Annotated in this window: 11 protein-coding genes; 6 read left to right on the plus strand and 5 right to left on the minus strand. The window is 72.8% G+C overall.

Annotated features, from left to right (window positions below):
- The first annotated feature begins 23 nt into the window (after positions 1 to 23).
- The 5 genes from pknB (at position 24) to ACWEVP_RS22915 (ending at position 6167) form a co-directional block, all read left to right on the plus strand.
- Positions 24 to 2057 carry a Stk1 family PASTA domain-containing Ser/Thr kinase gene (gene pknB / locus ACWEVP_RS22895; protein WP_452064587.1) on the plus strand — a complete coding sequence of 678 codons (2034 nt, stop codon included), beginning with the start codon at positions 24 to 26 and terminating at the stop codon, positions 2055 to 2057.
- Positions 2058 to 2074: 17 nt separating this feature from the next.
- Positions 2075 to 2263, plus strand: a complete 189-nt coding sequence (locus tag ACWEVP_RS22900) for a hypothetical protein (RefSeq protein ID WP_452064588.1) — start codon at positions 2075 to 2077, stop codon at positions 2261 to 2263.
- 55 nt (positions 2264 to 2318) lie between these two features.
- Complete coding sequence (locus tag ACWEVP_RS22905; RefSeq protein ID WP_452064589.1) at positions 2319 to 3824, plus strand: SPFH domain-containing protein; 1506 nt, start codon at positions 2319 to 2321, stop codon at positions 3822 to 3824.
- 136 nt (positions 3825 to 3960) lie between these two features.
- The gene (locus ACWEVP_RS22910; protein WP_452064590.1) at positions 3961 to 4665 is read left to right on the plus strand and encodes a hypothetical protein; all 705 of its coding nucleotides are present in this window, start codon (positions 3961 to 3963) and stop codon (positions 4663 to 4665) included.
- Positions 4666 to 4850: 185 nt separating this feature from the next.
- Positions 4851 to 6167, plus strand: coding sequence for a wax ester/triacylglycerol synthase family O-acyltransferase (locus ACWEVP_RS22915; protein ID WP_452064591.1), 1317 nt, complete (start codon positions 4851 to 4853; stop codon positions 6165 to 6167).
- Between the two features lie 8 nt (positions 6168 to 6175).
- Here ACWEVP_RS22915 and ACWEVP_RS22920 read toward each other — a convergent pair whose 3' ends face one another.
- Complete coding sequence (locus ACWEVP_RS22920) at positions 6176 to 6997, minus strand: helix-turn-helix transcriptional regulator (protein WP_452064592.1); 822 nt, start codon at positions 6995 to 6997, stop codon at positions 6176 to 6178.
- A gap of 86 nt (positions 6998 to 7083) precedes the next feature.
- Here ACWEVP_RS22920 and ACWEVP_RS22925 point away from each other — a divergent pair, with 86 nt between their 5' ends.
- A complete protein-coding gene (locus ACWEVP_RS22925; RefSeq protein WP_452064593.1) occupies positions 7084 to 7866 on the plus strand; it encodes an SDR family NAD(P)-dependent oxidoreductase in 783 nt (260 codons plus the stop codon).
- On the opposite strand, the gene ACWEVP_RS22930 is transcribed toward ACWEVP_RS22925, so the two are convergent.
- The 4 genes from ACWEVP_RS22930 to ACWEVP_RS22945 form a co-directional block, all read right to left on the minus strand.
- Positions 7863 to 9254: a class II 3-deoxy-7-phosphoheptulonate synthase gene (locus tag ACWEVP_RS22930; protein ID WP_452064594.1), complete on the minus strand. Its 1392-nt coding sequence runs from the start codon at positions 9252 to 9254 to the stop codon at positions 7863 to 7865. The two genes, ACWEVP_RS22925 and ACWEVP_RS22930, sit on opposite strands and share 4 nt — an antisense overlap.
- A 68-nt stretch (positions 9255 to 9322) precedes the next feature.
- Positions 9323 to 10447, minus strand: a complete 1125-nt coding sequence (locus ACWEVP_RS22935; protein ID WP_452064595.1) for a ScyD/ScyE family protein — start codon at positions 10445 to 10447, stop codon at positions 9323 to 9325.
- A gap of 149 nt (positions 10448 to 10596) precedes the next feature.
- Positions 10597 to 11979 carry an alpha/beta hydrolase gene (locus ACWEVP_RS22940; protein ID WP_452064596.1) on the minus strand — a complete coding sequence of 461 codons (1383 nt, stop codon included), beginning with the start codon at positions 11977 to 11979 and terminating at the stop codon, positions 10597 to 10599.
- Positions 11980 to 12060: 81 nt separating this feature from the next.
- On the minus strand, positions 12061 to 12948 hold the full coding sequence (locus tag ACWEVP_RS22945; protein WP_452064597.1) for a trypsin-like serine peptidase: 888 nt from the start codon (positions 12946 to 12948) through the stop codon (positions 12061 to 12063).
- Positions 12949 to 13074: the final 126 nt, after the last annotated feature.

The raw sequence follows: 13074 nt of genomic DNA on the forward strand, positions 1-13074 counted from the left end.
GCGGTTCCGTACGATCCATACTCGTGACTCGCACCCACCCCAGCCTGGTCGGCACGCTCCTCGAGCGGCGCTACCGGGTGGACCGGCTGCTCGCGCACGGGGGGATGTCTTCCGTCTACCGGGGGACCGACACCCGGCTGGACCGGCCGGTCGCGATCAAGATCATGGACCCGCGGTTCGCCGACGACCGGTCGTTCGTGGACCGCTTCGTCCGGGAAGCGCAGTCGGCGGCCCAGCTGCACCACCCGCACGTGGTGGCGGTGCACGACCAGGGCTTCGACCTGCCCCAGGGCGCCGAGTCCGGTCTCGCGTTCCTGGTGATGGAGCTGGTGGACGGCGGGACCCTGCGCGACCTGCTGGACGAGAAGGGCCCGCTGGACGTCGCGCTGGCGCTGAGCGTGGCCGAGCCGGTGCTGTCGGCGCTGGCCGCCGCGCACCGGTCGGGACTGGTGCACCGGGACGTCAAGCCGGAGAACGTGCTGATCGGCCGGACCGGGCCGCACACCGGCGGCGCGGTGAAGGTCGCCGACTTCGGCCTGGTGCGGGCCGTGGCGAGCGCGGGCACGACGAGCTCGAGCGTCATCCTCGGCACCGTCGCCTACCTGTCGCCGGAACAGGTCGAAACCGGCTCGGCGACCGCGCGCGGCGACGTCTACTCGGCCGGCATCCTGCTCTACGAAATGCTGACCGGGCAGGTGCCCTACACCGGCGACACCGCGATCTCGGTGGCCTACCGGCACGTGAACGACGACGTCCCGCGGCCGAGCGAGCTGCGCCCGGACCTGCCGCCGGAGCTCGACGAGCTGATCACCCGCGCGACCCGCCGGGACCCCGAGCTGCGCCCCGCCGACGCCGGGGAGTTCCTGACCGAGCTGACGGCGGTGCGCGCGCAGCTGGGCCTGCTGCCGGTGACCGTCCCGGTCCCGGTGTCGCACGGCCAGGGCGACCTCGCCGACACCGAGCGCACGCTGCCGCGGATCCCGCAGGTGCCCGGCGGCGAGATGACCATGCCGGTGCACCGGCCGAACGCGACGCGGGCGCTGAGCCACCCGGGCACCCCGCCCCCGGGCATCACCCAGCAGATCCCGCCCGTGCGGCCGCCGGTGGCGCGGCGCCGGAGCGAGCCGGAGCCGGAGAAGCCGGCCGACAACCGGAAGCGGATCGCCGTCATCGCCGGCGCCGTACTGCTGTTCGGCGGCCTGATCACGGCGTTCATCTTCATGCTCACCGACACCGGCGGCGACAAGACCGCGACCGTGCCGAAGCTCGTCGGGCTGAACCAGGCCGCGGCGGGCGACGCGCTGCGCGCGGTGAAGCTGACCCCGAAGTTCAGCCAGGAGTACGACAACTCGGTGCCGTCGAACACGGTGCTGCGCGCCGAGCCCGCCGAGGGCACGCCGCTGACCCCGAACTCGACGGTGTCGGTCGTGCTGTCCAAGGGCCGCCCGACCGTGCCGGACGTGCGGCCCGGCACCGCGCTGCCCGACGCCGAGCAGGCGATCAAGACCGCGCAGCTGACCCCGGTGCGCGGCACCGACGACTACGACGCCGAGGTGCCGCAGGGCGCGGTGATCCGCACCGAGCCGTCCGCGGGCAGCCAGCTGAACATCGGCGGCCAGGTCACGATCATCGTGTCGAAGGGCCCGATCCCGCTGCCGCCGGTCCCGGACGTCACCGGCCGGAGCAAGGACGAGGCGTTCCAGCTGCTGCAGCAGGCCGGGTTCGAGCCGTTCCAGGCGGGCGAGGAGTTCAAGCAGGAGGTCCCGGGCGGCGCCGTCACGCGGACCGACCCGCCGGCGAACTCCCAGGCCAAGGAGAAGCGGATCGGCGTCTTCGTCAACAACGCCGTCCAGGTGCCGGACGTCCGGTTCCGCTCGTTCGACGACGCCCAGAAGATCCTCGAGCAGGCCGGGCTGAAGGCCGACCGCGACGGCGGCCGGGGCCGCGGTCCCGGTGGCGGCGGTGGCGGCTTCGACTTCGTCTTCCAGCAGGACCCGCAGCCGGGCACGTTCGTGCAGAAGGGCTCCAAGGTCAAGCTGAAGGGCTTCGGGGGATGATCGGGAGCCGAGGCCGTGTGACCGGCACGATCGGCCCCGGCCTCATCGGCGAAGTCCTGCTGAACGTCCGGGGCGGCACGGAGGCGTTCTACGCCTACCCGGCCGACCCGGACGAGACGTTCAGCTCCGGGACGCAGGTCCTGGTCGTCGACTTCGAACCCCCGCGGACGGTTTACGTCGAGCGGTGGCAACCGTTGAGCCGCTGACGGCGTCGAAGGGGCACCAACACACCCACAACAGAAAAGCGAGGGGGTCGGTGCCATGAGTCTCGTGGAAATCCTGCTGTATTCGGTAGGTGGGCTCATCGTCGCGCTGGTGGTGATCTTCGGGATCCTGCGGCTGCTGTACAAGGTCGCGGAGCCGAACGAGGCGCTGATCATCTCCGGGCTCGGTGTCCGCGTCGACCGCGCGGACACCGCGGACAGCCTCGGCTTCAAGATCATCACCGGCCGCGGCGTGAACGTCCTGCCCGGCTTTCAGACCGCGCGCCGGCTCTCGCTGGACACCCGCGGCGTCAACCTGCAGGTCTCCTGCGTCACCAAGCAGGGGCTGCCGGTGACCGTCCGGGCGGTCGTCATCTACAAGGTCGGGGACGACTTCGCGTCGATCGCCAACGCCGCCCGCCGGTTCCTGGACCAGCAGAAGGGCATGAACGACACGATCCACGAGCTCTTCTCCGGGCACCTGCGCTCGATCGTGGGCGGGCTGACCATCGAGGAGATGATCCACAACCGGGACGCGCTCACCGGCGAGGTGCGCCAGTCCTCGGCCACGGAGATGATCAAGCTGGGGCTGATCGTCGACTCGCTGCAGATCCAGGAGATCGACGACGAGTCCGGCTACATCCTGAACCTGGGCAAGCCGCACGCCGCCGCGGTCGCCGCGTCGGCCCGCATCGCCGAAGCGCAACGCGACCAGGAGGCCGCCGAGGTCGAGCAGGTCTCCGCCGCGAAGAAGGCGGCGGCGGTCCGCGAGAGCCAGATCCAGCAGGCCGGCTACCAGGCCGAGGTCGACCAGGCGCGGGCGAAGGCGTCGCAGTCGGGCCCGCTGGCCGAGGCGACCGCGCGTCAGGAGGTCGTCGTCCAGGAGACGCGGGCGGCCGAGCTGGAGGCGGCGCTGGCCGAGCAGCGGCTGCAGTCGCAGGTCCGCAAGCCGGCCGACGCGAAGGCGTACGACACGCGCACGACGGCCGACGCCGCCCGTGACGCCTCGATCGCCAAGGCGCAGGCCGAGGCGAAGGAGACCGAGCTGCGCGCCGCGGCGGACGCCACCCGCGTGAAGACGGCCGCCGAGGCCGAGGCGCAGGCCACGAAGGCCCGCGCGGAGGCGACGGCGGGCGCGACCCGGGCGACCGGTGAAGCCGAGGCGGCCGCGGCCAAGGCCCGCGGTCTCGCCGAGGCCGAAGCCGCGAAGGCACGCGGCCTGGCGGAAGCCGAGGCGGCCCGTGCGAAGGGTCTCGCCGAGGCGGACGCGATCAAGGCGCGGGCGGCGGCGCTGGCGGACAACCAGGAAGCGGTCGTCGCCCAGCAGCTGGCCGAGCGCTGGCCGGAGATCGTCGAGGCGGGCGCGAGCGCGTTCGGCAACGTCGACCACATGGTCGTGCTCAACGGCGCGGACGGGATGTCGGACATGTTCGCCAAGGCGCTCTCGCTCGGCGGAACCGGTCTCGGCCTGGCCCGGCAGCTGATGGACGCCATGGGCAAGCCGGCCGAGAAGGAGCTCGAAGAGACCGCGCGGACGAACGGCGAACTCAAGCTGAGCGACTAGCGGGTCACGCTGCGTACGGCCTTTGTGTCCCGGATCACGGGAGGCAGGGGCCGTACGCCCGTTCGGGGGCGGAAATTCCCGGGCGGTTGTCCTACCGTGGGCGCATGGTGCCGGACAGCGTGTCGCGGGCCGCCCGATGAGCAGCTTCTTCACCGGCGGTCCCCGCGAGCGTCCCCTGTTCCCCGTCCCGGAACAGGAGCTCTACGCGTTCAACGGCCGGCACTGGACCGATCCCCCGCGCGAGTACATCGTCCCGGCCGTGCTGCCGCTGGCGCAGCCGCTGGGCCGGTCCGAGCGCACGGTCGTGGCGCTGCGGGCGGTCGAGGTCTGGCCGGAGGCGCTCACGCTGCGTGTCACGGTGTACTCCCGGGACAGCCTGGTCGACGACCCCGCCGAGGGCCTGATCGACCACCGGCGCAAGCCCGACTACAACGGGCTGCTGATCGGCGTGCTCTACGCCGACGGCAGCCGGGCGAGCTCCGAGACGGTCTCGGTGCCGTCGGCGTCCGAACCGGAGGAACCGGTGCTGCGGGCGCACCCCGTCGGCGGCACGCGCTTCGCCGTCGAGCACGAAGTGTTCCTGTGGCCGCTCCCGCCGGCCGGCCCGCTGAAGCTGGTCGTCCAGTGGACGGACCGGGAGATCCCCGAGACGCGCACGACGCTCGACGGCGGCGCGATCCGGGCCGCGGCGAAGGACGCCGCGGAAATCTGGCCGGGGCTGGGCAAGCGGCAGGTGAACGGCCTGCCGGTGCGCCGCGTCGGCAAGCAGGTGGCGCTCACCCCCGAATGGGGGCCCGCCGTGGTCCGGGCGGAAGAACCCCCGCCTGCGCCGGAAAGCTGAACGTTCTTCTTGATCTGTGATCCCGGGCACCGGCGCCCGGGGTGTCTCGAATGGATGAACGGGGTGGGTAGTTAGCGTCGTGGAAACACTTCGACCACCCGACCGTCATGTCGGGCTGGTGCAGTGAGGTTTCCTCCCTTCCGACGCACGTGGCCGTGCAACCCGCGAACCCGGAAAGGTCGCCCATGGCAGGCTCACCGCTCAGCGCGCTCGACGTCGCTTTCCTGTGCCTGGAAAGCGAAACCTCCCCGATGCACATGGGTGCGGTGGTCACCTTCGCCGCCCGCGGCCCGGTGGACCCGGCCGCGCTGACCGCGTTGCTGGCCGAGCGCGCCGCCCGGCTGCCGAAGCTGCGCCAGCGCGCCCGCGCGGAGCTGTTCCCGCCCGGTTCGGCCAGCTGGACCGACGACCCGGAATTTGTTGCGGCGAACCACATTCACCACGTGACACTCAGTTCGCTGTACGAGCCGGACCCCCTCGCCGCGTACGCGTCGCGGTGGATCGCCGAGCCGCTCGACACGTCCCGGCCGCTGTGGCACCTCACCCTCGTCACGGGACTTCCGAACGGGAAGTTCGCGCTGTTGCTGAAACTCCACCACGCGCTGACCGACGGGGCCGGCGCGTACGCCGTGGCGGCCGGCCTGCTCGACGGCGTCAAGCTGCCGGAGCGGATCGCGCCGTCGTCCCCGCCGATCCCGGCGCCGCGCTCCACTTTGGACACGGTGAAGGACGCGCTGGGCACGGTCTGGGGCCAGGCGAACGAGACGGCCGGGATCGCGTCGTCGCTCGTGCGGGCCGCGCGGCCGCCGCTGTCGCCGGTGTCGGCGCCGCAGTCGGCCGAGCGCCGCCTCGGGTTCGTCCGGCTGCCGCTGTCCGAGCTGCGCCGCGTGCGCAAGGCCCACGGCGGCACGACCAACGACGTCGTGCTGGCGGTGCTGTCCGGCGCGCTGCGCGAATGGCTGGTGAACCGCGGCCACCGCGCCGACGGGCGCACGCTGCGCGCGCTGATCCCGGTGAGCGTCCGCGGCCGGGCGGCCGACCAGCTCGGCGGCAACAAGCTGTCGGGCTACCTGTGCGACCTGCCGGTCGGCGAGGACGACCCGGTCGAGCGGCTGCGGGTGGTCCGCCGGGCGATGACCCGCAACAAGGCGGCGGGCCCGAGCCGTGGCGCGGGGGCGCTCCCGCTGCTGGCCGGCCGCGTCCCGCCGCTGCTGCACCGCCTGGGCACGCGTACGGCGGGCCTGGCCGCGCCGATGCTGTTCGACCTGGTGATCACGACGGTCCCGGTGCCCCCGGCGCGGCTGTCCCTCGGCGGCGCCCGGCTGGCGGAGGTGTACCCGTTCGTCCCGCTGGCCCCCCGGCACGCGGTCGGCATCGCGGTGGCGACCTACCGCGACTCGGTCCACATCGGACTGCAGGTCAACGGCGAGGCGGTCCCGGACGTCGGCTCCCTGCGGGACGCGGTGCTGAAGTCCGCGGCGCGCCTGCTCGACGCCTCCTGACCCGCTCCTCAGGACGCGGCCCCGACCACTTCCAGGAACGCCAAGGCCTCCGCGCTGCGGGAGCCGGGCGGTGCCGTGTAGAGCACCAGGTGCTGGTCGCGCTCGGGGAGGGCGAGGGAGTCGCAGTCGACCGTCACCTCGCCCACCGTCGGGTGGCGGAACGTCTTGGTGAGCACCGGCGTCGCCCGGACGTCGTGCCTCTCCCACAACCGGGCGAAGTCGGCGCTGCCCTCCCGCAGCTCCTCGACGAGCCCGCGCACCGCCGGGTCGGCCGGGTAGCGGGCCAGGGTGGCACGCAGCTCCATGACGACGGTGAGCCGGAACTCCGCGACGTCGGACACCCCGTACAACGCCGGCCCGAGGAACGCCTTCCGGGCGAGGTTGCGCCGCTCGGGCGGGGCCGCGGCGAAGTCCTCCATGAGCGCCGCCGCGAGGTCGTTCCACGCCAGCACCTCGAACGTGGCGGAGATGACCATGGCGGCCGTCTGCGGCAGCCGCTGCAGCAGCGCGAGGATGCTGGGCCGCACGTCGCGGCGGTGCACGTCGGTCCGGATCGGGGCGGTGCCCGCCACGACGTGCAGGTGCTCGATTTCGGCGTCGGTCAGCCGCAGCGCCTCGGCGATCCCGGCCAGCACCTCGCCCGACGGGCGCGGCGCCCGGCCCTGCTCGAGGCGGACGTAGTACTCGGTGGAGATGTGCGCGAGCACCGCGACCTCCTCGCGGCGCAGGCCCGGGGTCCGCCGGCGCGGCCCGGCGGGCAGGCCGACGTCCTGCGGCCGCAGCCGCTCACGACGGCTGCGGAGGAACGCCCCGAGCTCCTGCTTGTCCACCTCACCAGTATGCGGACGTTCCGGCGCCGGATCCTGGTACGGCTTGTGCCTGCCTCCCAGTGGCCGCCCGGGGCACCGTCGGTGTCATGACGAACCCCAGTGACTCCCCCTCGATCGGCCTGCTCACCGGCAAGGTCCTGCTCATCACCGGCGCCAGCCGCGGCATCGGCGCGGCCGCGGCGCGCCTCTTCGCCCGGGAGGGCGCCGCCGTCGTGCTGGCCGCACGCGGCACCGAGGCCCTCGACCGCATCGCCGGCGAGATCCGCGAAGCGGGCGGCACCGCCGACGCCGTGGCGCTGGACCTGGCCGACCCCGCGAGCATCCGGGCCGCCGTCGACCGCGTCGAGCAGCTCCACGGCCGCCTCGACGGCGCGTTCAACAACGGCGCGGCCATCCAGCGGCCCGGCCCGCTCGAGACGACCGCCGAGGACGACATCGACGTCCAGTTCGCGGTCAACTTCCGCGCGCACTGGATCGCCATGACCGCCGAGGCCGCGCTCATGCGCCGGAGCGGCGGCGGGGCGATCGTGAACACCTCCAGCATCGGCAGCCGCCGCGCCAACCCCGCCCTGCCCGCCTACGGCGCGATGAAGCGGGCGCTGAACAGCCTCACCGAGACCGCGGCCGTGACCTGGGGCCCGCAGGGCATCCGGGTCAACGGCCTCACCCCCGGCGGGACCGCCACGGACATGATCGACGCGTGGGAGGCGGCGTCACCCGGGGTCGTCGACCGGATCACGGCTTCGATCCCGCTCGGGCGCATGGCCGAACCCCGCGAGGTCGCCGAGGCGGCCGCCTGGCTGCTCAGCGACCGCGCGTCGATGGTGACCGGCGCGATCGTGCCGGTCGACGGCGGGGCCGGAGCCTAACCGCGGAGCATCTCCGCGACCAGGAACGCCAGCTCCAGCGACTGCTGGGTGTTCAGGCGCGGGTCGCAGGCCGTCTCGTAGCGGCCCGACAGGTCGATGTCCGAGATCTCCTGCGCCCCGCCCAGGCACTCCGTGACGTCCTCGCCCGTCAGCTCGACGTGGATGCCGCCCGGGTAGGTGCCCAGCTGGTTGTGGACCTCGAAGAAGCCCTGGACCTCGTCGACGATGCGGTCGAAGTGGCGGGTCTTGTACCCGGTGGAGGACTCGTGCGTGTTGCCGTGCATCGGGTCGCACTGCCAGATGATCTTGTGCCCGGAGGCCTCGACCTTCTCCACGATGGCCGGCAGGACCTCGCGGACCTTGCCGTTGCCCATCCGGGAGATGAGCGTCAGGCGGCCCGGCTCGAAGCGCGGGTCGAGCCGCTCGACGTACTCCAGCGCCTGCTCGGGCGTGGTCGTCGGGCCGATCTTCAGCCCGATCGGGTTGGCCAGCAGCTCGGCGAACGCGATGTGCGCGCCGTCGAGCTGGCGGGTCCGCTCGCCGATCCACAGGAAGTGCGACGACAGGTTGTACAGCTTCGGGTTCGACGCGTCGGCGTTGTCGAGCCGCAGCATCGACCGCTCGTACTCGAGCAGCAGCGCCTCGTGGCTGGCGAAGATCTCGGTGGACTGCAGCGAGGTGTCGGTGACGCCGCAGGCCGACATGAACCGCAGGCCGCGGTCGATCTCGTTGGCCAGTGCCTCGAAGCGCTGCGCCGCGGGCGAGGCCGTGACGAAGTCCTTGTTCCAGTCGTGCACCTGGTGCAGGTCGGCCATGCCGGCGCCGGTGAGGGCGCGGACCAGGTTCATCGCCGCGCCCGCGTTCGCGTAGGCGCGGATCATCCGGCCGGGGTCGGGCACGCGCAGCTCGGGCTTGGCGACGAGGGAGTTGATGATGTCACCGCGGTAGACCGGCAGGCCCAGCGCGTCCGTCGCCGACGACCGCGGCTTCGCGTACTGGCCGGCGATGCGGCCGACCTTGACCACCGGCAGGCTCGCGCCGTAGGTCAGCACGACCGCCATCTGCAGCAGCGTGCGCAGGTTGGCGCGGATGTGCGGCTCGGTGTTGGACTCGAACGTCTCCGCGCAGTCACCGCCCTGCAGCAGGAACGCCTCGCCGCGGGCGACCATCGCCAGCCGGTCCTTGAGCCGGTCGATCTCGGCCGGGACGGTGATCGGCGGCACGCTCTCCAGCACGCCGCGGACCCGCCGCGTCGCCTCCGGGTCGGGCCACTCCGGCTGCTGCGCGGCGGGCAGGGCCAGCGCCTTGTCGAGCCGCGCGCGCAGCTCCGGCGGCAGCGGCGGCAGTTCGGGCAGGGTGTCGACGGGGACGTCCACAGTCCAGTTCACGAACACCAGGATAAGGTTCCCTCTCTTGGGCGCTTCCTCAGGTTCACCGACCCCCCGGTCGAGGGCGGTCAGCCGCGCGGGACGAGCCGGACGACCGAGCCCGTGCCCTGCGACGTGCCGTTGTTGCTGACGAACACCTCGTCACCCCGCACGGCCAGCCCGGTCGCCGCGGCCAGGCCGTCCGACGCCAGCACGGTCCGGCTGCCGTTCTTCTCCACCCGGGTCAGCACGCCCGGAGAAGGCGGCGCCGCGATCCCGTCTCGAGCGAACGTCAAGGCCAGCAGCCTGCCCGTGCGGTCGAAGGCCAGGTCGGTCAGGGCCGTGAAGCCGTCGGCGTGGATCCGGGGCTGCTGCCCGGGCACCACCCGCCACACGCGGGCCGCGCCGACGGCGATGCTGCTCAGCTCGGACACGTAGAGCGCGCCGTCCGGGCCGGTCACGACCGACGTCGGCACGCTCTGCACCGGGATCTGCGTCCCCGGCGGCAGGCCGAGCACGGGCGGGGCGGTGACGAGCTTCGGCGGGAACACCGCGAGCACGCTGATCCGGCCCCGGCCGTCGACGTAGAGCAGGTCGTTGCCCGCCGCGTCCGTGACCGCGAAGCCGTCGCGGTAGCGCGTCATCCCGAACGGGTTCGAGTCGATCACCGGCGTGTCCGGGCCGGCCCCGGCGCCGTGGTCGGGGTTGTTCTTCGCCTCGAACGCGGCGAAGTCCGGACCGGGCACGACGTGCCGGCCGAAGGCGGCCGACAGCTTCCCGAGCAGCCGCCCGTCCTGGCCGAACGGATTGGCGCCGGTCGCCGGGTCGATGAGCACGTCGCCGGCGAGCAGGGCCGGGAGGCCGTGGACGAACGCGACGTCCGTCGGGCCCGCGACCGCGGCCCCGCCGGGCGCGGCCGCGGACGGCAGGCCGGTCAGGATCCGGCGAACGCCGCCGTGGCCGTCGAGCAGCGCCACCGCGCCGCTGAAGCCGAAGCAGGCAGGCCCTTCGGGGCCTTCGACGCACTTCCCGGTACCACCGGCGCCGGCTTCGGCGACGTAGACCTTGCCGTCGTGGACGGTCAGGTGCCGGGGGTTGTTCAGCCCGGTGGCGACCGTCTTCAGGCCGCCCTGGCCGGCTTCGGCGCCGGGCGCGGCGACGACCACGGCCGCGGCCGACACGGCCGCCACCGCGGCCCGCACGAGTCTGGACATGACTTGCCACCTCTCCGCCCGGCCCCGTGATTGATCCACAGTGGACCCGGGAGCCGTGGCGGAGTGATTGTGCGCCACGGAAACCCGAAAATCGGCGGCGACGACCGGATGGGTGACCTAGTCAGCCCCATCGGGCAGCGGGGATTTTCTCACCGGCACGCGCGGTCCGTCACCGGGAAAACCCCGTCGCGCAGGTACTCCAGCACCGCCGCGTTCCCGCAGGCGTTGTCCCGCGTGAAAACACCGTGCCCGCCCGCGTCGACCGTCACCAGCCGCGCCCGGTTTCCGAACGCCGCTCGCGTTTCGCGGGCGCCCGACAGCGGGGTCGCCGGGTCACGCTCGTTCTGCACCAGCAGCACGTCGGCCGGGCCCGCGCCGCCGACGCGCACCGGGGGTTCGGTGCGCTCGACCGGCCAGAACGCGCACGGGTTCACGTTCGCCGCCGCCGGGCCGAACATCGGGTGCCGCTGCCGTTCGCGCTCGACCGCGTGCCGGTAGTAGCCGAGCTGCTCGGGCCAGTCCGAGTCGTTGCACAGCACCTGCAGCTGGAGGGCCGCGTGGTTGTCGCCGTCGAGCGGGCCCGCTTCCGCGCGGGCCGTGCCCGCCCACTCGGCGGCGAGCGCGGGGAAGAACGCGTCGTCGTACAGCGCGTTCCAGGTGTTCGCGCGGAACTCCGGCCCGCGGGCCGCGGCCAGTTCGAAGAACTTCGCCGTCACCGCCGCCGGCGTCCGCCCGAGGTGGTAGGCGTCGTCGCGGGCGGCGGCCCAGGCGGCGAAGTCCGGGAAGCGGTCGTCGAACCCCTCGGCGAAGCGCTGGTTGGCGCGGACGTCGAGGCCGGCCGGGCCGAGGACGCTGTCGAGCACGATCCGGTCGCCGCGGTCCGGGAACATCGACGCGTACGCGGCGCCGAGGTAACTGCCATAGGACACGCCGTAGTAGGAGATCTTCCGCTCCCCCAGCGCTTCCCGGATCCGGTCGAGGTCGCGTGCGGTGTTCGCGGTCGTCATGTGCGGCAGGAGGTCCGCAGTCGCGGCCTCGCCGCACTGCTTCGCGACCACACGCGCTTTGGCCGCGGTCGCGGCGACGTCACGCGGGCCGTCCGCGTACGGGCCCAGCACGGCGCCGCGCTGCTCGGGCGTCATCGCGCACGTCACCGGCGTGCTGTAGCCGGTGCCGCGCGGGTCGAACCCGATGACGTCGTAGGCGTCCGGCAGGCCCGAGCCGCCCATCCGCTGCACCAGCTGGGCGGGCATGGCGAGCCCGGGACTGCCCGGGCCGCCGGGGTTCATCAGCAGGACGCCGCGCCGCTTGCCGGGCACGCCGGCGTGCCGGGAGATCGTCAACTCGATCGTGCGGTCCGGGTGCGCGTAGTCGAGCGGGACGCGTAGGGTCGCGCATTCGAGCCCGGCCGTGGGCGAGGGCGACCTGCCGTAGTCCGGGCACGACGTCGTCCACTCGAGACTCGGGGACGCGTCCGCCGGAGGTGCGGCGAGCAGGGACAGGAAAGCCAGGAACACCAACGATTTCCGCATACCCCGAGCCTGGCCCGGGAGCTGCGCGCGGGCGTCAGCCCAGGGGCCGGACCCTTGCGTCCTCCCCTGGGCTGACAGTGCTCACGCGGCTTGCGCGCGGTTGTACAGGTTCTGCGCGTCGGTGCCGAAGTACGGCCCGAACATGTAGCCGGGCAGGAAGGTGTAGCCGAAGCTGTTCACCGAGGCCTGGACGCCGGCGCCGGTGCCCTCGTTGAACGACAGGAACCACGGCCCGCCGCTGGAGCCGCCCGTCATGTTGCACCGCATGGCGTGGTCCTGCGTCAGCAGGAAGTCGGTGAAGGTGCTGCCGCTGCAGTAGATCAGCTTCGTCCCGTCGTAGGGCGAGGCGGCCGGGTAGCCGAAGGTGTACATACTCTGGTTCTTCGGCTGGTTGAAGGCGATGCCCTGGGCGCCGACGACGTCGGTGAGCTTCTGCCCGTTGAGCGGGTTCACCACGGCCATGCCGACGTCGTAGTTCATGTCTTCACTGGCTTCCCACTGCGGCGTGGTCAGCGTGGACTTGGCGGCCCACTGGCCGTAGGGCGCGTTGCCGTTGTCGTAGCCCGGCACGAAGACCCACTCGGTGTGCCAGGTGCCCTGGTACTTGACGCAGTGCCCGGCGGTGACGACGACGCTGCCGTTGGCGCTGGTGACGGCGTCCCCGGAGCACGAGGCCTTCTGGCCGTTGAAGAGGAAGAACACGCGGCCGGCGGTCTGGGTGACCTTGCCGCCGCCGGTCCAGGCGCCCCCGCCGTTGGGGATGCTCTGGATGATCGCGCTCTGCCCGCGCGCCACGTCCTTCGGCGTGAAGGCGGGGGTTTTGACGAGGTTGTCCATCGGGATGGCCGCCCGCATGGCATCGGGCGTCCAGAAGGGCTTCGGCGCGGCCTGGGCGGGCGCGCCGACCAGGGCGAACGCGAGGGAAAGGATCGCGGTGACGACCGCTGCCCGGAAAGTCGTGTGCTTCAAGACGCCCACCTTCCGCCGAGGTGAATTGCCGCGGAACCGGCACAGTTACCCGAAAGTAGTTGTCCGTGCGCGGAGAGCGCAGCCGCCATTCGGAGCAATGGGTCGAAACGGTCGAAAGCCCCCTCA

It is taken from the genome of Amycolatopsis sp. NPDC003865 (assembly GCF_053605345.1).